Consider the following 20,072-nt stretch of genomic DNA (forward strand, 5'->3'; position numbering starts at 1 on the left):
CGAATCACCACCCGCTCCGTCGCCCCTTGTTCATCGTCGAAACGCTTCGACGATAAAGGCGACGGGCACTCTACGAGGAGGTAGAACCTTGAACAAACGACGCATCGCCGCTTCCGGCACGGCCTTCGTGGCCACCGCCGCACTGCTCGCCGGCTGCTCCGCCGGCGGCGGAGGGTCATCCGACCCGAACACGCTGAAGCTCTGGCACTTCGAGAGCGAGACCAGCGCGATGGGCATCGCCTGGGACCAGGCCATCGAGACCTTCGAGGAGGAGACCGGCGCGACCGTCGAGTTCGAGGCGAAGAGCTTCGAGCAGATCCGTTCCACCGCCAGCCAGGTGCTGAACTCCGACGAGGCCCCCGACATCCTCGAGTACAACAAGGGCAACGCCACGGCCGGTCTGCTCGCCAGCCAGGGGCTGCTGTCGAACCTCGACGACGCCGTCGAGGAGTACGGCTGGGACGACGACCTCGCCCCGTCGATCGCCACGACGTCGAAGTACGACGAGCGCGGCATCATGGGCTCGGGCAGCTGGTACGGCATCCCCAACTACGGCGAGTACGTCGAGGTCTTCTACAACAAGGACGCCTTCGCCGAGCAGGGCATCGAGGTGCCGACCACGTACGACGAGTTCGAGGCCGCGCTGCAGACCTTCGCCGACGCCGGCATCACCCCGCTCGCCGAGGCCGGTGCCGAGTACCCGCTGGGGCAGCTCTTCTACCAGCTCGCCCTCTCGCAGGCCGACCGCTCGTTCGTCGACGACTACCAGCTCTACGAGGGCGACGTCGACTGGCAGGGCCCCGAGCTGACCTACGCGGCCGAGAAGCTGCAGGAGTACGTCGACAACGGCTGGATCTCGAAGGACGTCACGGGCATCAAGGCGGAAGACATGGGCACCACGTTCATGAGCGGCGGCGCGCCGATCATGGTCTCCGGCAGCTGGTGGGCCGGCCGTGTCGCCGACGAGGCGACCTTCGACTGGGGCACGTTCCTGTTCCCGGGCAGCGAGATGGCTCCGGGCTCGGGCGGCAACCTCTGGGTCGTCCCCGAGAACGCCGCCAACAAGGACCTCGCGACGAAGTTCATCGACATCACGATGCGCCCCGAGATCCAGAACCTCATCGGCAACAACGGCGGCGTGCCCGTCAAGGCCGACCCGGCCGACATCACCGACCCGAAGAGCCAGGAGCTCATCGCGAACTTCAACACGCTCCTCGAGCGCGACGGGCTCGCCTTCTACCCCGACTGGCCCACGCCCACCTTCTACGACCAGCTCGTCGCCGGCACACAAGAGCTCGTGAACGGCTCGACCTCACCCGACGACATGCTCAGCACCCTCGGCGACCAGTACCAGAGCGGCGTCGACGACATCACCGGAGAGTGACGCGATGACCTCCGTCGACACGAAGGAGGCGCAGCGCGCCCAGGAGGGTCGGCCCACGTCGCCGGCCCTCCCGGGCTCCGGGCGCCCCCGCCGCGGCGCCGGCGACTCCGGTCGCGCGGCCCGCCCCGCCCTCCCCCCGGAGGAGAGCCTGCTGCCGGGCTCCGGTCGCCGGGGGTTCTGGCTCTATCTGATCCCGGGGTTCGTCCTCTTCACGGTGGTCGTGCTGGTCCCTCTGGTCTGGAACGTCTACCTCAGCTTCACCGACTACCGCGGCATCCGGCCGCCGACCTGGGCCGGCCTCGACAACTGGCGCGAGCTCATGTCGGACGAGCGCTTCTGGACGTCGTTCCAGAACAGCGTGTTCCTGATCATCGCGATGGTCGTCGTCCCGACCCTGCTCGGCCTGCTGCTCGCCGCGATGCTGTTCGACCTGATCGGCCGCAAGTTCGGCGGCCGACTCGCGTCGTTCCTCCGGGCGACGTACTACCTGCCGCAGATCCTGCCCGTGGCCATCGCCGCGATCGTCATCGGCTGGATCCTCCGACCCGAGAACGGCGCGCTCAACACCGTGCTCGAGGCGGTGGGGCTCGGGGCGCTGCAGCACAACTGGCTCGGCAGCCCCGACACGGCGCTGCTCAGCATCATGGTGGTCATGGTCTGGGTGCAGCTCGGCTACCCCGTGGTCATCTTCATGGCGGCCCTGCAGCGGGTCGACCCCGAGCTGTACGAGGCCGCCGAGCTCGACGGGGCCGGCTGGTTCCAGCGGTTCCGCGCCATCACCGTCAGCATCATCCGACCCGAGATCTTCGTCGTCGTGCTCACCTGCACGATCGCGGCGCTCAAGGTGTTCGGTCCGATCTACGCCCTGACCCGCGGCGGGCCCGGCGACTCGACGATCGTGCCGAGCTACTACGCCTACAGCGAGTTCTTCCAGAGTCAGCAGGTCGGCTACGGCGCCACGATCGCGACGGCGCTGACCCTCGTCATCGTCGTCATCACGGTGTTCTTCATCAAGGCCCAGAACCGGGCCGAACGAGCAGAGAGGGGCCGCTGATGGCCACGACCGTCGTACCCCCGGTCGACGACGACCGCATCCGTCCTGCGGTGGCCGACCCGCGCCTCCCGAAGGCGAAGCAGCGGGGGCGCAAGAAGACGGCCGCCGACTGGGCGATCCTCGCAGCGGCCGTGCTGTTCGGCGTGCTGATCGCGCTGCCGTTCCTGCTGATCCTCGTCAACTCGTTCAAGTCGCCCGCCGACTACACGGCCGGCGGGCCGTTGAGCCTGCCGACGTCGCTCTACTTCGACGGTCTCGTGAACTTCTGGAACCGCGTCGAGTTCCCGCAGAAGCTCTGGAACAGCTTCGTGATCGCCGGCCTCGTCGCGGTGTTCGCCGTCGTCATCTCGGTGTTCAACGCCTACGCGCTCGGCATCGGGCGGGTGCGCGGCCGCACCTGGATCATCGTGCTCTTCCTGCTGGCGAACATGCTGCCTCAGGAGGCCCTGCTCTACCCGCTGTACTTCCTGTTCAAGCAGGTGGGGCTCTACGACAACATCTGGGCGGTCATCATCATCTTCACGGTGATCCAGAGCGCGTTCGGCACGTACCTCCTGTCGAGCGTCTACGGGACCTTCCCGAAGGAGGTCCTCGAGGCCGCCTCGCTCGACGGGGCCAGCCGGTGGCAGATCCTCTGGCGCGTGATCGTGCCGATCAGCCGCCCGACCCTGTCGGTGCTCGCGATCTTCTTCTTCATCTGGACCTGGAACGAGTTCCTCATCCCGCTCACCTTCCTCGTCTCGAACGCGAACCAGACGGTGCCGGTGGCCATCACGGCGCTGCAGGGCGACCGCCTGATGGACGTCACGACGACCAGCGCCTCGGCGCTGCTCGGCCTGATCCCGACCCTCGTGTTCTTCCTCCTCTTCCAGCGCACCCTCACCCGCGGCATCACCGCCGGTGCGGTCAAGTAGCGCGCACCGCTCGAAAGGCACCCCATGAAGTTCACCGACGGCTTCTGGCAGACGCGTCCCGGCGTCTCCTCCCTCTTCGGCCAGGAGGTCCACGACGTCGAGACCGGTGACGACGGGCGCTCGCTCGCCGTCACGGCCCCCACCAAGGTCATCGCGCACCGCGGCGACACGCTCAACCGGCCGGTGCTCACCGTGAGCCTCAGCTCGCCGATGGAGGGCGTGATCGCCGTCGAGGTCACGCACTTCGCCGGCGGTCGCGACGAGATCGGCTTCGACCTGGTCGGCGCCGAGGGCGGCCCGGCCGGGGTCGGCGTCGCCGAAGTGACCGAAGGAGGCGCGACGCTGTCCTCGGGGCGGCTCACCGCCTCCCTGGGTCGCGGCGGCCCCTTCGACCTCGTCTTCCGCGACGGCGACACCGTGCTCACGCGCTCGGGTGCGAAGTCGGTCGGGTACCACCAGGTGGCCCCCGACGCGCGGATCGACGGCGCCATGGTCGGCGCCGTGCTGAAGGGCGCGGGGCGTCCGGGCACGGCGACGGACCACGCCCCGTCGTACGTCTCGCAGCAGTTGTCGCTCGGCGTCGGCGAGCTGGTCTACGGGCTGGGCGAGCGCTTCGGTCCGCTCGTGAAGAACGGGCAGACCGTCGACGTCTGGAACGCCGACGGCGGCACGTCGAGCGAACAGGCCTACAAGAACGTGCCGTTCTACCTGACGAACCGCGGGTACGGCGTCCTCGTCGACCACCCGGGGCACGTCTCGTACGAGATCGGCTCCGAGGCGGTCGAACGCGTGCAGTTCTCGGTCGCGGGCGAGACCCTGCGCTATCTGGTGATCGCCGGCCCGACCCCGGCCGATGTGCTCGACCGGTACACGCGGCTCACCGGTCGCCCGGCGCACGTGCCGGCCTGGTCGTACGGCCTGTGGCTCTCGACCTCGTTCACGACCGACTACGACGAGGAGACGGTCACCGCCTTCGTCGACGAGATGGCCGCGCGCGACATGCCGATCAGCGTCTTCCACTTCGACTGCTTCTGGATGCGCGAGTTCCAGTGGTGCGACTTCGAATGGGACCCTCGGGTCTTCCCCGACCCCGAGGGCATGCTGGCGCGTCTGCACGAGCGCGACCTCCGGGTCTGCGTCTGGATCAACCCGTACATCGGGCAGCGCTCGACGCTGTTCCGCGAGGCGGCCGACGCCGGCTACCTCGTGAGGAACCCCGACGGCAGCGTCTGGCAGTGGGACCTCTGGCAGGCGGGCATGGGGTTGGTCGACTTCACGAACCCCGACGCGACGGCCTGGTTCCAGGGCCATCTGCGTCGGCTGCAGGCCCAGGGCGTCGACGCGTTCAAGACCGACTTCGGCGAGCGCATCCCCACCGACGTGGTCTGGCACGACGGCTCCGACCCCGAGCGGATGCACAACTGGTACACGCAGCTCTACAACCGCGCCGTCTTCGACGTCCTCGAGGAGGTCCGCGGCGAGGGCGACGCCGTGGTCTTCGCGCGCTCGGCGACGACCGGCGGCCAGGCGCTGCCCGTTCACTGGGGCGGCGACTCCACCTCGACCTTCGAATCGATGGCGGAGACGCTGCGTGGCGGTCTGTCGCTCGCGATGAGCGGCTTCTCGTTCTGGAGTCACGACATCGGCGGCTTCGAGGGCATGCCCGATCCCGACGTCTACAAGCGCTGGACGGCCTTCGGTCTCCTCTCGAGCCACAGCCGGTTCCACGGCAGCAGCTCGGTGCGGGTGCCGTGGGCGTTCGACGACGAGGCCGTCGAGGTGACCCGGGTCTTCACGAAGCTCAAGCTGCGGCTGATGCCCTACCTCTACGCCGCGGGGCTCGAGTCCACCCGCACCGGGCTGCCGGTCATGCGGCCGATGGCGCTGGCGTTCCCGGGCGACCGGGGTGCGGCGCACATCGACACGCAGTACCTGCTCGGCGACGACCTGCTCGTGGCGCCGGTGTTCTCCGCCGACGGCACCGTCGAGGTCTACCTGCCGGCCGGGCGCTGGACGAACTGGTTCACGGGCGAGGTCGTCGACGCGGGGGCGGGTGTCTGGCGCACCGAGACCCACGGGGTGCTGACCCTGCCGCTGTACGTCCGTGAGGGTGCCGTCATCCCGATGGGCGGGCGTGACGACCGCCCCGACCACGACTACCTCGACGGGCTCGTGCTGCGGGTGCTCCCCGGCGGCGACGGCGCCCGCACGGTGACCGTGACGACGCCCGACGGCGAGACGGCCGACTTCGTCGTGACGAGACGAGGAGGCGCGGTGTCGGTCGAGACCACCGCCTCCTCGTCCGGGTCGACGCGCGTGGCTCCGCAGCTCGAGCGCTTCGGCAACGGCTGGGACTGACACGGCGCCTGCGGCCCGCGTGCCGCGAGCCGGTACGCTCGGCCGAGGAGGCCACGTGACGATCGAACCCGGGGCGCGCGCCGACGGTGTGCGCCAGACGAACCTGTCGGCGGTGCTCGGGCTCGTGCACGCGGCAGGCCCGCGCTCGCGCTCGGCGCTGACGCAGGCGACCGGGTTGAACCGATCGACCATCGCGGCTCTCGTCGGCGAGCTCGCCGAGCGCGGACTCGTGGTCGAGACCGACCCCGTGGGCATCGCCCGGGTCGGCCGACCGAGCCCCGTGGTCGCCGCGAGCCGCGACGTCGTCGCGTACGCCGTCAACCCCGAGATCGACGCCGTCACCGTCGGGGTGGTCGGGCTCGACGGCGTCGTCCGCACGCGCATCCGCCACGAGACCGACGGCATCCCGACGGCACGGGGCGCGGCGGCTGTCGCCGCCTCGGTCATCGACGAGCTGCGCGCCGCATCGCCCGGCGTGGTGGAGGTCGGGGTCGGCCTCGCCGTGCCCGGTCTCGTCCGCGCCGATGGAGGGCTCGTCCGGCTGGCTCCGCACCTCGGCTGGGTCGACGAGCCGTTCGCCGAGCTCGTCGCCGACGCCGCCGGTCTGCCGGCGAGCGCCGCGAACGACGCGTCCGCCGCGGCCCTCGCCGAGGGGCGCTTCGGGGCCGGGCGCGGGGTCGACGACCTGGTGTTCCTCAACGGCGGGGCGAGCGGTGTCGGCGGGGGAGTCCTCGTCGGCGGTGCCCCGCTCGTCGGAGCCGGCGGGTACGCGGGCGAACTCGGTCACACGCTCGTGAACTCGGTCGGGCGACTCTGTCACTGCGGGGCGACCGGCTGCCTCGAGACCGAGGTCGGTCAGGCCGAGCTGCTGGCCGTGACCGGTCTCGACCGGTCGCAGGTCGACGAGCTCGCCGCGGCGCTCGTCGCGTCGACCCCGGGGTCGGAGGCGCGGGTCGAGGTGCAGCGCCAGGTCGACTTCCTGGCGATCGCCCTCCGCAACGTCGTCAACGTCTTCGATCCGAGCCTCATCGTGCTGGGCGGGTTCCTCGCGTCGCTGCTCGCGGCCGAGCCGGAGCGTCTGCTCGCCGGGGTCACCGCTCAGGCGCTGCCCGGCTCGGCCGACGATCTGCGCATCGTCCCGGCCGAGCTCGGAGCCGACCGTCTCACCATCGGGGCCGCCGAGCTCGCCTTCGCGCGCCTCCTCGCCGACCCTGCCGGCACCCGTCTGCCCTAGCCGCCCGTCTGCCCCGGCCGCCCGGCCGCGTCGATCGGGTCCGGCCCGAGACCGGGTGCGCGAGCCGCCCGTCGCACCCGCCCCGGGGTCAGACGTGCGTGTGCGGCTCGGAGTTCGCCCAGACCGAGGCGGCGGCCGGCCCGGCCAGCTCGACCGTCTCGACGGGGAGGTCGTGGGCGTCGGTGACGACGACCTGCAACGACCCCGCGTAGTCGCGGCGCTCGCCGATCCGCACGTGGGCGCCGACCCGCAGGTCGAGCGAGCTGAGGTAGCGCAGCAGCTCGGGCTCGTCATCCGAGACGCGCACCACGTAGCCGCACTCGCCCTCGGCGAACTCGCCCAGCCGGTGGGCGACGGGGCGCACGGTGGTGCCGTCGCTCGCGGGGATCGGGTCGCCGTGCGGGTCGGCGGTCGGTCGGCCGAGCTCGACGTCGAAGGCCTCGAGCAGACGGTCGCTGACGGCGTGCTCGAGGATCTCGGCCTCGTCGTGCACCTCGTCCCACCCGTAGCCGAGGCGTTCGACGAGGTACGTCTCGATCAGCCGGTGACGGCGCACGACGGCGATCGCGACGGCTCGACCGGTGTCGGTCAGGGCGATGCGGCGGTAGGGCTCGTAGTCGATGAAGCCGTCGCGTTCGAGCTTGCGCAGGTTGCCCGACACCGTCGAGGCGCCGACCCCGAGCGTGGCCGCGATCTCGTTCGTCGTGATGCCGGGGGCGTCGCCGTCGACGGCCCACTCGTCTGCCTTCCAGATGACCTTGAGGTAGTTCTCGGTCATCGTGGAGGGCGCCGAACCGGCTTCCGTTGGCATGCCCCGATTCTAGGTGGCCCTCCCCTGAGTCCAGGTGCGGCGGGTCCGCGTCATCGGCGGCGGGTCAGCGCTGACCCGCCGCCGATGACGCGAACCCGCCGCACCCCGCACGTCTACGGGCGCGCGAGCGACCCCAGCGCCTGGGCCGCGCGGTAGCGGGCGCCGATGCCCGGCCGAGGCTCCGGATCGAAGGAGGCGCTGGTCGACAGCCCCCATCGGGGCCGGCTCCCCGAGAGGGCCCAGGCCGCCTGGCGGGCCGCGCCGTCGGCGACGTACTCGCCGGGTTCGGGCACGACGACCGGCACGTCGAAGACCTGGGCGGCGACGGCCTGGACGGCGGGGTTGAGGGCCGCCCCGCCGATCAGGAGCACGCGGCGCACCTCGACGCCCTGGTCGCGCACGGCGGCGGCGCCGTCGGCGAGGGCCGAGAGCATCCCCTCGACGGCGGCGCGGGCGAGGTTCTCGCGGGTGGTCGAGGCGAGGGTCAGCCCCGCCAGGGTGGCGGTCGCCTCGGGCAGGTCGGGGGTGCGCTCTCCCTCGAAGTACGGCACGAGCGACAGTCCGCCCGAGCCGGGTTCGGCCGCGAGGGCGAGTCGGGCGAACTCGTCGTGGTCGACGCCGAGCAGCGAGCCGATCGAGGCGAGCACGCGGGCGGCGTTCAGGGTCGCGACGAGCGGCAGGTACCCGCCGGCGGCGTCGGCGAACCCGGCGACGGTGCCGCTCGGGTCGGTGACGGGGGAGTCGGTCACAGCGAAGGCCGTGCCGCTCGTGCCGATGCTGATGACGAGGTCGCCCACGGTGGCGTCGAGCCCCAGCGCGGCGCCGGCGTTGTCGCCCGCTCCCGCACCGACGACGATCCCCGCGGGGACGGCGCCGTGCGCGATCGTCGTGCCCGCCGCCTCCTCGGCCCGCAGGATGCGAGGCAGCACGACGCGCGCGTCGGTCGTCGAGGTGACGCTCTCGGACCCCTCGCCCGCCGCGACGCCCCCGGACGCGTCACCTCGATCGCCGCCGACGGCCTCGCGCCCGGGTCGCCCGAGGGCGCGCTCGAACAGCTCGAGGTCGTACCCCTCGTCGGTGGGGCTCCAGTAGGAGGTGCCGCTGACGTCCGAGCGGTCGGTGACGAGGGCGTCGAGGTCGGGGCCGAGAGCCGAGGAGGCGCGGGTCCCGTACCCGAGCAGCCGCCACGTCAGCCAGTCGTGCGGCAGGGCGACGGCCGCGACCCGGGCGGCGTTCTCGGGTTCGGCGTCGCGCAGCCAGCGCAGCTTCGTGGCGGTGAACGAGGCGACGGGCACGGTGCCCGTCCGTCGGGCGTACTCGTCGGCGCCGACCTCGGCGATCAGGTCGCGGGCGGCGGGGGCGCTGCGGGTGTCGTTCCAGAGCAGCGCGTCGCGCACGACCTCGCCGTCGGCGTCGAGCGCGACCATCCCGTGCTGCTGCCCGGCGATGGAGATCGCGGCGACGTCGTCGAGACCGCCGGCCGCGGCGATCGCGGCGACCAGCGCCTCCCACCAGGCGTCGGGCGGCACCTCGGTGCCCTCGGGGTGCTTGGCCGTGCCCTGCCGGACGAGCTCGCCCGTCGACAGGTCACGGACGACGACTTTGCAACTCTGGGTCGAGGAGTCGACCCCGGCGACGAGACTCATCCCCGTAGTTTGTCGTAAGAGACCACAAATGCGCCAGTGCAGTCGCCGGGCAGCTGTGAGAAGGCTGTCGATAGACTCAAGTGCACCTCAGCCGGTGCGTTCCCCCGACATGAGGAGGCAACCATGCCCGCAGTGGTGATCATCGGAGCCCAGTGGGGCGACGAGGGCAAGGGCAAGGCCACCGACCTGCTCTCGAGCCGCATCGACTACGTCGTCAAGTTCAACGGCGGCAACAACGCCGGTCACACGGTCGTGATCGGCGACCAGAAGTACGCGCTGCACCTGCTGCCCTCCGGCATCCTCTCGCCCGGCGTGACGCCGGTGATCGGCAACGGCGTCGTCGTCGACATCGAGGTCCTCTTCGACGAGCTCGACGCCCTGATCGCCCGCGGCATCGACGTCTCGCGTCTGCGGGTCAGCGCCAACGCGCACGTCATCACGCACTACCACCGCACCCTCGACAAGGTGACCGAGCGGTTCCTCGGCAAGCGCCAGATCGGCACCACCGGTCGCGGCATCGGCCCGACCTACGCCGACAAGATCAACCGCGTCGGCATCCGCATCCAGGACATCTTCGACGAGGGCATCCTGCGTCAGAAGGTCGAGGCGGCGCTCGACCAGAAGAACCACCTGCTCGTCAAGATCTACAACCGTCGCGCCATCGAGGTCGACGAGGTCGTCGAGTCGCTGCTGTCGTACGCCGAGCGGCTGCGGCCCATGGTGGCCGACACGGCGCTCGAGATCCACCAGGCGCTCGAGGCCGACAAGATCGTGCTGTTCGAGGCCGGTCAGGCGACCATGCTCGACGTCGACCACGGCACCTATCCGTTCGTCACCTCGTCGTCGGCCACGGCCGGCGGCGCGTCGACGGGTTCGGGCATCGGCCCGGGCCGCATCGAGCGCGTCATCGGCATCGTCAAGGCGTACACGACGCGCGTCGGCGCCGGCCCGTTCCCGACCGAGCTCTTCGACGCCTCGGGCGAGTTCCTGCGGGCGAACGGCTTCGAGTTCGGCACGACGACGGGTCGCCCGCGTCGGTGCGGCTGGTACGACGCCCCGATCGCCCGCTACACCGCGCGCATCAACGGCGTGACCGACTTCGTGCTGACCAAGCTCGACGTGCTGACCGGTCTCGACAAGATCCCGGTCTGCGTCGCGTACGACGTCGACGGGGTCCGCCACGACGAGGTGCCCGTCTCGCAGAGCGACTTCCACCACGCGACGCCGATCTACGAGGACTTCCCCGGCTGGACCGAAGACATCACCGGCGCCCGCACCTTCGACGACCTGCCCGCGAACGCGCAGGCGTACGTCCTCGCCGTCGAGAAGATGAGCGGCGCGCGCATCTCGGCCATCGGCGTCGGCCCCGGTCGCGACGCGATCGTCGTCCGTCACGACCTGCTCGGCTGACCCGGTCGGTCCGATGACCGCGCGTCGCCCGGCCCCCGCCTCCCTGTCCGGCTCTGTCGTCACGGTGAGTCCGCTCGAACCCTCCGATCTGCCCGAGCTGCACGCCGCCATCGGCCGCCCCGAGGTGTTCGCGGGCGGCTGGGGCGGCGGCCCGGCCGGTTACCGTGCCGACTACGACGACTGGGCGCGGTTCGTCGAGGGCTACCTGCTGTGGGAGTCCGCGAGCGTGTTCGGGGTGCGCAGCGCCTCCTCGGGGGCCCTCGTCGGCACGACCACGCTGGGTCTGTTCGACCTGGCGAACGAGTCGGCGCACGTCGGCTGGACGGCCTACGCGCCCGAGGTCTGGGGCTCAGGCGTCAACGCCGAGACGAAGCTGCTCGTGCTCGGTCACGCCTTCGAGCACGGGTTCGGCCGCATCCAGCTGCAGGCCGACGTGCTGAACGACCGCTCGCGGGCGGCCATCCTCCGCCTCGGCGCGGCCTTCGAGGGCGTGCAGCGGCGGATGCAGCGTCGGGCCGACGGGTCGTGGCGCGACACGGCCGTCTACTCGATCCTCAGCGACGAATGGCCGAGTGTGCGGGCCGGTCTCGAGCAGCGGCTGGCCTCCTCAGCAAGCGCCCAGACTCGTGGAACACGCTTGCTCCCATGACACTGGAAATCGCATACACCGCCATCGCCCACGCTTCCGGCGGGGGCCGTGACGGTCACGTCCGAAGCGAAGACGACCGTCTCGACTTCGACACCCGTCCGCCGAAAGAACTCGGTGGTTCCGGCGAGGGCACGAACCCCGAGCAGCTGTTCGCGGCCGGCTTCGCCGCCTGCTTCCTCAGTGCGATGCACGGCGCCGGCAAAAAGCTCGGCGTCGACACGACCGACTCGTCCGTCTCCGCGAGCGTCGGCATCGGCGGCAACGGCGAGGGCGGCTACGGCCTGGCCGTCGAGCTCGACATCTACACCCCGAACGTCGAGCCCGAGCGTCGTCAAGAGCTCGCCGACGCGGCGCACCACGTGTGCCCGTACTCGAACGCCACGCGCGGCAACGTCGAGGTCACGCTGACCCTGGTCGACTGACCCGAGCACCCCACCGAGGAGGCGCGCCCCGAGATCCCGGGGCGCGCCTCCTCGGTCTCGTGGGGGCTGCCTTCGCTAGGCTCGGTGAATGGCACTCGACAGTCCCCTCGGGGCGGACAGCCCCCTCAGCAGCACCGACCGGGCAGCGATCGACGAACTGACCGGCATCCGGCAGAGCATCGACAACATCGACGCAGCACTCGTGCACCTGCTGGCCGAACGCTTCAAGTTCACGCAGTCGGTCGGTCATCTGAAGGCCGCGGCCGGCATGCCGGCCAGCGACCCCGAACGCGAGCGCGTCCAGATCCAACGGCTGCGACAGCTCGCCGAGCAGTCGCACCTCGACCCCGCCTTCGCCGAGAAGTTCCTGAACTTCATCGTGGGCGAGGTCATCCACCACCACGAGCGCATCGCGAACGGCACCGAGCCGACCGGCGCCGCGGCCGGCGGGCGGAGCTGACGCGATGAGCACCCCGGGCCTCGAGGGCACGGCCGTCCCCGCGCCGGAGCGCCTCTACATCGGCTCGTACACGCCGACCAGCGGCGGCCGCGGCGCGGGCATCACGGTGCTCGAGCGCCCGGCGCCGGGTGTCCCGTGGCAGGCCGCGCAGGTCGTCGAGGCCGACGACCCGTCGTTCCTCGTCGTGGTCGACGGCGCCCTGCACGCGGCGTCCGAGACCGCCGAGGGCCGGGTGCTGTCGTACACGGTGTCCGCAGGCTCCCTCGTGGCCGCGAGCAGCGCCTCCTCGGGTGGGTCCTCTCCCTGCCATCTCGTCGTCGATCCGGTGTCGGGCGCCCTCGTCGTCGCGAACTACGTCGCCGGCGGCATCGGAGTGCTCTCCGGCGACCCCTCCGACCCGGCCCGGGTGACCCGATCGCTGGCGCTGCCCGTCGGGCACGGCCCCGTGCTCGATCGGCAGGAGCGCCCGCACGCCCACCAGGTCACCCCGACGCCCTGGGGCACCATCGTCGTCAGCGATCTGGGCACCGACCGGCTCGTCGAGTACGTCGTCGATCCGATCACGCTCGACCCCGAGCAGATCGCCGTCCACCCCCTGCCCTCGGGCTCCGGGCCCCGGCACCTCGTGTGGCTCGACGACCGGCTCGTCGTCGTGGGCGAGCTCGACGCGCGCCTGCACGTGCTCCGTCGCGTCGGCGGGAAGCTCGTCGTCGACCACTCGGTCGAGGTGTTCGAGGGGTCGTCGTCGACTCCCGACATCCTGCCGTCGCACGTCGCGGTCGACGCCGGTCGGGTGTACGTCGCGACGCGCGGTCGTGACACGATCAGCGTCTTCTCGGTCGAGGGCGACCGGCTCGCCCTCGTCGGCGAGGCGCCCTGCGGTGGTGAGTGGCCCCGTCACTTCGCCATCACCCCCGGCATGCTCTACTGCGCGAACCAGGCCTCCGACACGGTGTCGGTGCTCCCGCTCGACCCCGAGACCGGTCTACCCGGCGCGCCCGTCGACGTCTTCTCGATCGGCAGCCCCGCCTGCATCGTCGTCGGCTGACGCGAGGCTGACCCGTCCCGGTCTCAGCGCGCGTCGGAGAGGCGCCGCAGCACGGCGATGACCTCGTCGATGGAGGCGCGGTTCGGGTCGACCGCGCCCGACGCCGCCGTCGACTGCCCCGGTCCGAAGTAGAGGCCGTCCGACACGAGCGACACGATGCGCGCGACGGCGGGGTCGCCGACCGCGTCGAGCACGACGTCGTACCAGCGCTGCTGCATGTCGGTGAGCGCGTCGACGGCACGCGGCCACTGACCGCTCGAGGCGAGGTGGGCGACGGTGCTGATGCAGCGGTCGAACGGCGCTTCGGCGATGACGGGCGGGGGCGAGGAGGTGCGGAGGAAGTAGTCGATCGCCCCGTCGGGGGCGGTGGTCATGCGGTGCACGTCGTCGTCGAGGAGTGCCGCGAGCCGGTCGACGACGCCGTCGACGAGCGCTTCGCGGCTGGGGAAGTGGTACAGCAGCCCGCCCTTCGAGACGCCGGCCGACGCGGCGACGGCGTCGAACGTCGCGGCGCGTTCGCCGCCGTCGACGACCAGCAGTTCGAAGGCGTCGAGCATCTTCTCGCGGGCCGACGGTCGAGGACTCATTCTGATACTGTACCGTCCGGACGGTTTACTGTACCGCCTGGACGGTTTCCGGTGCCGAGCACGCGTCGACGCCAGACGATCCCGCCCGACTCCGCCCGCGGCCCCGTCCGTCCCGCCCCGCCACTCATCACGAAAGCGACCCCGCACCATGACCCGCGCCTCCTCCGCCGTCGGCACGCCCACCCGGGCCGGCACCCGCCAATGGGCGGCCCTCGTGGTGCTCATGCTGCCGGTGCTGCTCGTGTCGATCGACAACACCGTGCTGAGCTTCGCGCTGCCCGAGATCTCGACCGCGCTGCGTCCGAGCGCGGCGGGTCAGCTGTGGATCGTCGACGTCTACTCGCTCGTGCTCGCGGGGCTGCTCGTGGCGATGGGGTCCCTGGGCGACCGGTTCGGTCGCCGGCGGCTGCTGCTGATCGGCGCCTCGGGCTTCGCCCTCGTGTCGCTCGGGGCCGCCTTCGCGCCCGACGCCGGCACTCTGGTGGCCGCTCGCGCCGTGCTGGGCTTCTTCGGCGCGATGATCATGCCGGCGACGCTCTCGCTGCTGCGCAGCACGTTCCTCGACCGCGACCAGCGTCGTCTGGCGATCGCGATCTGGGCGAGCGGGTTCGCCGCCGGGTCGGCGCTCGGGCCCATCGTGGGGGGCATCCTGCTCGAGCACTTCGCCTGGGGATCGATCTTCCTGATCGCGGTCCCGGTGCTCGTGCCGCTGCTGGTGCTCGCCCCGATCCTGCTCGTAGAGAGCCGCGACCCCGAGCCGGGGCCGTTCGACCCGGTGTCGGTGCTGCTCTCGCTCACGGCGATGGCGCCGGTCGTCGCCGCGATCAAACTGCTGGCGACGCACGGCCCCGGTGTCGACGTCGTGGCCCTCGCCGCCCTCGGGATCGTCTCGGGCTGGCTCTTCGTGCGCCGTCAGCTGCGCCGCGAGCGCCCGCTGCTCGACGTCCGGCTCTTCTCGAACCCGGTGTTCGCCGGCTCGATCGTCGTGAACCTGCTCGCCATCCTCTCGCTGGTCGGGTTCCTCTTCTTCACGACGCAGCACCTCCAGCTGGTCGTCGGGCTGCGGCCCCTCCAGGCGGCCCTGACCCTCGTGCCGGGTCTCGCGGTCATGATCGTCGCCGGTCTGATCGTGGTGCCGATCGTCCGGAGGGTGACCCCGCGCGTCATCGTCGCCGCCGGGCTGGCGTCCGCCGCGATCGGGTACGCGACGGTGTGGCTGTCGGGGGCCGAGGCGCCGGTGGTGCTCTTCGTCGTCGCGTTCGCGCTCGTCGGGCTGGGGGTCGGGGCCGCCGAGACGATCTCGAACGATCAGATCATCGCGGCCGTCCCGCCGGCCCGCGCCGGGGCGGCGTCGGCCGTCTCCGAGACCGCCTACGAGGTCGGCGCCGTGCTCGGCACCGCCGTGCTCGGCAGCATGCTCACGGCGATCTACCGGGGCAGCCTCGTGATCCCCGACGGGGTGCCCGCCGAGGCCGGAGACGCCGCCCGAGAGACCCTGGGAGGCGCGGTGTCCGCAGCGGGGTCCCTCGACGCCTCCGTCGCCGGTCGCCTCCTCGACGCGGCCACCCACGCCTTCGACGAGGGTCTCGTCGCGACCGCCGGAGTCGGGGCCGGCGTGATGGTCGTCGCCGTCGTGGTGGCGCTGGTGTCCCTACGTCGCGCGTCGGCCCACGACTGACCGTCTGCGGTGTCGGTGCGCACGGGTAAAGTGGTGCCGGTCCATCCCGAGACGCTGAGGAGTCCCATGTCGCGCACCGTCCGACTCGCCGCCGTTCCCGGCGACGGCATCGGCCCCGAGGTCGTGGCCGAGGCCCTCAAGGTGCTCGCCGCCGCGACGGGCGACGACGCCGTGTTCGAGGTGACCGAGTTCCGACTCGGTGCGGCCCGCTACCTCGAGACGGGCGACATCCTGACCGACGACGACCTCGAGGCGCTGTCGTCGCACGACGCCATCCTGCTCGGCGCGGTCGGCGGCGACCCGCGCGACCCGCGTCTGCGCGGGGGCATCATCGAGCGCGGTCTGCTGCTCAAGCTGCGATTCGCGTTCGACCACTACGTCAACCTGCGTCCGACGCAGGTCTACCCGGGTGTCCCGTCGCCCCTCGCCGATCCGGGCCAGGTCGACTTCGTGGTCGTCCGAGAGGGCACCGAGGGTCCCTACGTCGGCAACGGCGGGGTCCTCCGCCAGGGCACGCCGCACGAGATCGCCAACGAGGTCAGCGTGAACACCGCGCACGGCATCGAGCGCGTTGTCCGCTTCGCGTTCGAGAAGGCGCGGGCTCGGCGCGGTCGTCTCACGCTGGTGCACAAGACCAACGTGCTCGTGTTCGCCGGTGGCCTCTGGCAGCGGCTCGTCGACTCGGTCGCGGCCGAGTACCCCGACGTGACGGTCGACTACCAGCACGTCGACGCGGCCACCATCCACCTCGTCGTCGACCCGTCGCGGTTCGACGTCATCGTGACGGACAACCTCTTCGGAGACATCCTCACCGACCTCGCGGGCGCCGTCAGCGGGGGCATCGGTCTCGCGGCGTCGGCGAACATCAACCCCGACGGCGTCTTCCCGAGCATGTTCGAGCCGGTGCACGGCTCGGCCCCTGACATCGCCGGGCAGCAGAAGGCCGACCCGACGGCGGCGATCCTCTCGGTGGCCCTGCTGCTCGAGCACCTCGGGCTGCCCGACGCCGCGGCACGCGTCACGACGGCGGTCGAGGGCGACATCGCCGACCGCTCGACCCGCGCCTCCTCGGCGGCGCCCCGCACCACCGCCGAGATCGGCTCGGCGATCGCCGAGCGTCTGCAGACCGCCGGCCCCGCGGCGTCCGCGTCCTCCTCCGCCTCTGCTCGAAGGGCATCATGACCACCACCGACGCTCCGACCGACGGCACCTCGTCCGGGTTCGGTCTGCAGTTCGACCTCAGGCCGTCGTCGACCGCACGCGATGCGGCCGAGCGAGAGGTCATCCTCTCCGACCCGGGTTTCGGCAAGCACTTCACCGACCACATGGTCACCATCCGCTGGAGCCTCGAGGGCGGGTGGCACGAAGCGGCCGTCCACGCCTACGGCCCGCTGCAGCTCGACCCGTCGGCCTCGGTGCTGCACTACGCGCAAGAGATCTTCGAGGGCATGAAGGCCTACCGTCACGCCGACGGGTCGGTCTGGTCGTTCCGCCCCGAGGCGAACGCCCGGCGGCTGCAGCGCTCGGCGCGCAGGCTCGCCCTGCCCGAGCTGAGCACCGACGACTTCGTCGAGTCCGTCCGGCAGCTGGTCCGCGCCGATCTCGACTGGGTGCCCTCGGCGCCCGAGACGAGCCTGTACCTGCGGCCCTTCATGATCGCGACCGAGGCGTTCCTCGGTGTTCGCGCCGCCCACGAGGTGGCCTACCACGTGATCGCCAGCCCCGCGGGGGCGTACTTCACGGGCGGCGTCTCGCCGGTCTCGATCTGGCTGACGACGAACTACGCGAGGGCCGGCAAAGGAGGCACGGGTGCGGCGAAGACGGGCGGCAACTACGCCTCGTCCCTGCTCCCGCAGCAGGAGGCCTACGAGAACGGCTGCCAGCAGGTGCTGTTCCTCGACTCGTCCGAGAGCAACTACATCGAAGAGCTCGGCGGCATGAACGTCGTGCTCGTCAAGCGGGACGGCACCCTGGTCACCCCGGACAGCGACTCGATCCTCGAGGGGATCACCCGCGACTCGATCCTCGAACTGGCCGAGGCGCGGGGGCACCGCGTCGAGCGTCGACGGGTCACCCTCGACGAGTGGCGCGACGGTGTGGCTTCGGGCGACATCGTCGAGGTGTTCGCGTGCGGCACCGCCGCGGTCGTCGTGCCGATCGCCGAACTGAAGGGCGAGGGCGTGCACATCGGCTCTCCCGCAGCCGAAGGCGGAGAGCTGACGATGTCGCTCCGTGCCGAGCTGACCGACATCCAGTACGGTCGGCGACCCGATGTTCACGGATGGATGACGAGGCTCGACGCATGAAGATCGCACGGTTCGCAACCCCCGGCGAAGACCCCCGTTACGGCATCGTCGACGAGCGCGAGCTGATCGTGCTCGCGGGCGACCCGATGTACAGCGGCTACGAGACCACGGGCGAGCGCATCTCGCTGCGGTCGGCGAAGATCCTCGCGCCGGTCATCCCCCGCTCCAAGGTGGTCGGGGTCGGCTTGAACTACCACGACCACGCCGACGAGCTGGGGCAGACCCCTCCGGAGGCGCCGCTCCTGTTCATGAAGCCGAACACGACGGTCATCGGCTTCGGCGATTCGATCCAGCTGCCGCCGGACGTCGGTCAGGTCGACTTCGAGGGTGAACTGGCCATCGTGATCGGCTCGATCGCGAAGCGCGTCAAGGCCGAGAACTACGAGGACGTCGTCTTCGGCTACACGATCGCGAACGACGTCACGGCTCGCGACGTGCAGAACAGCGACGGTCAGTGGACGCGCGCCAAGGGGTACGACACGTTCCTGCCGCTCGGTCCGTACATCGAGAACGAGTTCGACTGGAGCGACGCGACCATCGAGACCCGCGTCGACGGCGAGGTCATGCAACGCGAGTCGACGATGCAGATGATCCACAAGATCCCCGAGCTGATCGAGTACGTGACCGACGTGTTCACCCTGCTGCCGGGTGACGTGATCCTCACCGGCACCCCCTCCGGCATCGGCCCGTTCACCTCCGGTCAGACCGTCGAGGTCGCGATCTCGGGCATCGGCTCGTTGATCAACCCCGCCAAGAACCGCGTCTGACCCGGACTCCCCGTGACCTCGACCCCTGACATCTCGCGCCGACGCGCGCCATGGGTGCCGGGGGTGGCGGTCGCGGCGATCGCCCTGGGTCTGGCGTGGGGTGTGCATCTGCTGCTTCCGGCGGTGCCGATCCTCACGGTCTGCGTACTGCTCGGCATCGTGGTGGCGCAGATCCCGCAGGCTCGATCGGCTCTCGACGGGGTCCTCGCTCCGGGTCTGACCCTCTCGGCCAAGCGACTGCTGCGCATCGGAGTGGTGCTCCTCGGTCTGAAGCTCAGCCTCGTCGACGTCGCCGGTCTGGGCTGGCTGACGATCGTCGTGGTCATCGCGATCCTCGCGGCCACGTTCTTCGTGACATGGGCTCTCGGCCGGTGGGCGCGACTCCCCGGTGATCAGCCGCTGCTCCTCGCGGCCGGCTTCTCGATCTGCGGCGCGTCGGCGATCGGTGCGATGAGCGCAGTCACTCGGGATCGAGGGCGCGACGCAGCGACGCCCGTCGCCCTGGTCACTCTCTGCGGAACCGCCGCGATCGCGATACTCCCGCCGATCGGCGCCGCGCTCGGGCTCACCGACATGCAGTTCGGCGCGTGGACCGGGGCGAGCGTCCACGATGTCGGGCAGGTCGTCGCCACCGCTCAGACCGCCGGAGCCTCCGCGCTCGCCATCGCCGTCGTGGTCAAACTGACCCGGGTGGTCATGCTGGCACCCGTGGTCGCGATCACCTCGGTGGTCATCCGCCGACGAGGGGGAGGCGCGGGTACGCGACCGCCGATCGTCCCGTTGTTCGTCGTCGGGTTCCTGATCGCCGTCGTCATCCGCACGTTCCTGCCGATCCCCGAGACCGTGGTCGGTGCGGCCGACGTGGCCCAGACGGTTCTGCTCGGACTCGCGCTCTTCGGACTCGGAACCGGGATCCGCTTCGAGAAGCTCGTCCGGACGGGAGGCCGCGCGGTCGCCGTCGGTCTCGCGTCGTGGCTGTTCATCGCGGTCGTCTCGCTCGGCGCGGTCCAGCTGCTGCCGCTGGCGTAGTTCCTAGTCGCACGCTTCGATCGTGTCCCGGTGTCCCGGTGTCCCGGTGTCCCGGTGTCCCGGTGTCCCGGTGTCCCGGTGTCCCGGGTGTCCCGGTGTCCCGGTGTCCCGGGTGTCCGGGTAGCCGCGTGTCCGCCTGCCCGGTTGGAGAGCCGACACGTGCGGCGGAGCCGCCTCGTCGAGGCGTCCGCCGGCTCCGTCGACCGGGTCGGAGACGCCGTGTGCGGCGTTCTGGGGCGGGATCGTGATGTTTCCGGGGTTTTCGGCGGCGACACGCCCGGGATGCGTGGAGGTTTGGACGTGTGGCGGATTGTC

Annotated in this window: 18 protein-coding genes; 15 read left to right on the plus strand and 3 right to left on the minus strand. The window is 71.1% G+C overall.

Going from position 1 to position 20,072, the window contains the following annotated elements; genetic code table 11:
* The first annotated feature begins 88 nt into the window (after positions 1 to 88).
* Genes SOM11_RS11825 through SOM11_RS11845 form a run of 5 tightly spaced genes read left to right on the plus strand, consistent with a single transcriptional unit; the run spans position 89 to position 6,944 of the window.
* On the plus strand, positions 89 to 1,384 hold the full coding sequence (locus tag SOM11_RS11825; RefSeq protein WP_244637295.1) for an ABC transporter substrate-binding protein: 1,296 nt from the start codon (positions 89 to 91) through the stop codon (positions 1,382 to 1,384).
* 4 nt (positions 1,385 to 1,388) lie between these two features.
* Entirely contained in the window at positions 1,389 to 2,438 is a 1,050-nt protein-coding gene (locus SOM11_RS11830; protein WP_192061548.1) for a carbohydrate ABC transporter permease, read from the plus strand.
* Complete coding sequence (locus SOM11_RS11835) at positions 2,438 to 3,352, plus strand: carbohydrate ABC transporter permease (protein ID WP_192061547.1); 915 nt, start codon at positions 2,438 to 2,440, stop codon at positions 3,350 to 3,352. The genes SOM11_RS11830 and SOM11_RS11835 overlap by 1 nt, the downstream gene beginning before the upstream one ends.
* Before the next feature lie 24 nt (positions 3,353 to 3,376).
* Positions 3,377 to 5,710, plus strand: coding sequence for an alpha-xylosidase (gene yicI, locus SOM11_RS11840; RefSeq protein ID WP_320478136.1), 2,334 nt, complete (start codon positions 3,377 to 3,379; stop codon positions 5,708 to 5,710).
* A gap of 55 nt (positions 5,711 to 5,765) precedes the next feature.
* Positions 5,766 to 6,944 carry an ROK family transcriptional regulator gene (locus SOM11_RS11845; protein WP_320478137.1) on the plus strand — a complete coding sequence of 393 codons (1,179 nt, stop codon included), beginning with the start codon at positions 5,766 to 5,768 and terminating at the stop codon, positions 6,942 to 6,944.
* Positions 6,945 to 7,032: 88 nt separating this feature from the next.
* Here SOM11_RS11845 and SOM11_RS11850 read toward each other — a convergent pair whose 3' ends face one another.
* Both SOM11_RS11850 and SOM11_RS11855 read right to left on the minus strand, forming a co-directional pair.
* Complete coding sequence (locus SOM11_RS11850) at positions 7,033 to 7,755, minus strand: metal-dependent transcriptional regulator (protein ID WP_243214439.1); 723 nt, start codon at positions 7,753 to 7,755, stop codon at positions 7,033 to 7,035.
* Positions 7,756 to 7,868: 113 nt separating this feature from the next.
* The gene (locus SOM11_RS11855) at positions 7,869 to 9,401 is read right to left on the minus strand and encodes a xylulokinase (RefSeq protein WP_320478138.1); all 1,533 of its coding nucleotides are present in this window, start codon (positions 9,399 to 9,401) and stop codon (positions 7,869 to 7,871) included.
* Between the two features lie 123 nt (positions 9,402 to 9,524).
* Here SOM11_RS11855 and SOM11_RS11860 point away from each other — a divergent pair, with 123 nt between their 5' ends.
* From SOM11_RS11860 to SOM11_RS11880, 5 genes are all read left to right on the plus strand, one after another.
* Positions 9,525 to 10,811, plus strand: a complete 1,287-nt coding sequence (locus SOM11_RS11860; RefSeq protein WP_320478139.1) for an adenylosuccinate synthase — start codon at positions 9,525 to 9,527, stop codon at positions 10,809 to 10,811.
* A 13-nt stretch (positions 10,812 to 10,824) separates the two neighbouring features.
* Entirely contained in the window at positions 10,825 to 11,460 is a 636-nt protein-coding gene (locus tag SOM11_RS11865; RefSeq protein ID WP_320478140.1) for a GNAT family protein, read from the plus strand.
* A gap of 2 nt (positions 11,461 to 11,462) precedes the next feature.
* A complete protein-coding gene (locus SOM11_RS11870) occupies positions 11,463 to 11,882 on the plus strand; it encodes an organic hydroperoxide resistance protein (protein ID WP_279293206.1) in 420 nt (139 codons plus the stop codon).
* Between the two features lie 88 nt (positions 11,883 to 11,970).
* Positions 11,971 to 12,342, plus strand: coding sequence for a chorismate mutase (locus tag SOM11_RS11875; RefSeq protein WP_320478141.1), 372 nt, complete (start codon positions 11,971 to 11,973; stop codon positions 12,340 to 12,342).
* A 4-nt stretch (positions 12,343 to 12,346) separates the two neighbouring features.
* Positions 12,347 to 13,390 (plus strand): lactonase family protein, encoded by a 1,044-nt coding sequence (locus tag SOM11_RS11880; protein WP_320478142.1) that lies wholly within the window; start codon positions 12,347 to 12,349, stop codon positions 13,388 to 13,390.
* Positions 13,391 to 13,413: 23 nt separating this feature from the next.
* On the opposite strand, the gene SOM11_RS11885 is transcribed toward SOM11_RS11880, so the two are convergent.
* A complete protein-coding gene (locus tag SOM11_RS11885; RefSeq protein ID WP_320478143.1) occupies positions 13,414 to 13,977 on the minus strand; it encodes a TetR/AcrR family transcriptional regulator in 564 nt (187 codons plus the stop codon).
* Between the two features lie 148 nt (positions 13,978 to 14,125).
* Here SOM11_RS11885 and SOM11_RS11890 point away from each other — a divergent pair, with 148 nt between their 5' ends.
* The 5 genes from SOM11_RS11890 to SOM11_RS11910 all read left to right on the plus strand — a co-directional run bounded on the left by SOM11_RS11890 (position 14,126) and on the right by SOM11_RS11910 (position 19,757).
* Positions 14,126 to 15,655: an MFS transporter gene (locus tag SOM11_RS11890; RefSeq protein ID WP_320478144.1), complete on the plus strand. Its 1,530-nt coding sequence runs from the start codon at positions 14,126 to 14,128 to the stop codon at positions 15,653 to 15,655.
* Between the two features lie 66 nt (positions 15,656 to 15,721).
* A complete protein-coding gene (locus tag SOM11_RS11895) occupies positions 15,722 to 16,837 on the plus strand; it encodes a 3-isopropylmalate dehydrogenase (protein WP_320478145.1) in 1,116 nt (371 codons plus the stop codon).
* The gene (locus SOM11_RS11900; RefSeq protein ID WP_243215723.1) at positions 16,834 to 17,961 is read left to right on the plus strand and encodes a branched-chain amino acid aminotransferase; all 1,128 of its coding nucleotides are present in this window, start codon (positions 16,834 to 16,836) and stop codon (positions 17,959 to 17,961) included. The genes SOM11_RS11895 and SOM11_RS11900 overlap by 4 nt, the downstream gene beginning before the upstream one ends.
* Positions 17,958 to 18,728 carry a fumarylacetoacetate hydrolase family protein gene (locus tag SOM11_RS11905; RefSeq protein WP_320478146.1) on the plus strand — a complete coding sequence of 257 codons (771 nt, stop codon included), beginning with the start codon at positions 17,958 to 17,960 and terminating at the stop codon, positions 18,726 to 18,728. Before SOM11_RS11900 ends, SOM11_RS11905 begins: the two co-directional genes overlap by 4 nt.
* Positions 18,729 to 18,740: 12 nt before the next feature.
* Positions 18,741 to 19,757, plus strand: coding sequence for a YeiH family protein (locus tag SOM11_RS11910; RefSeq protein WP_320478147.1), 1,017 nt, complete (start codon positions 18,741 to 18,743; stop codon positions 19,755 to 19,757).
* Positions 19,758 to 20,072 lie beyond the last annotated feature (315 nt).

It is taken from the genome of Frigoribacterium sp. CFBP9029, from assembly GCF_034045305.1.
In the GTDB taxonomy this organism is placed as follows: Bacteria; Actinomycetota; Actinomycetes; order Actinomycetales; family Microbacteriaceae; genus Frigoribacterium.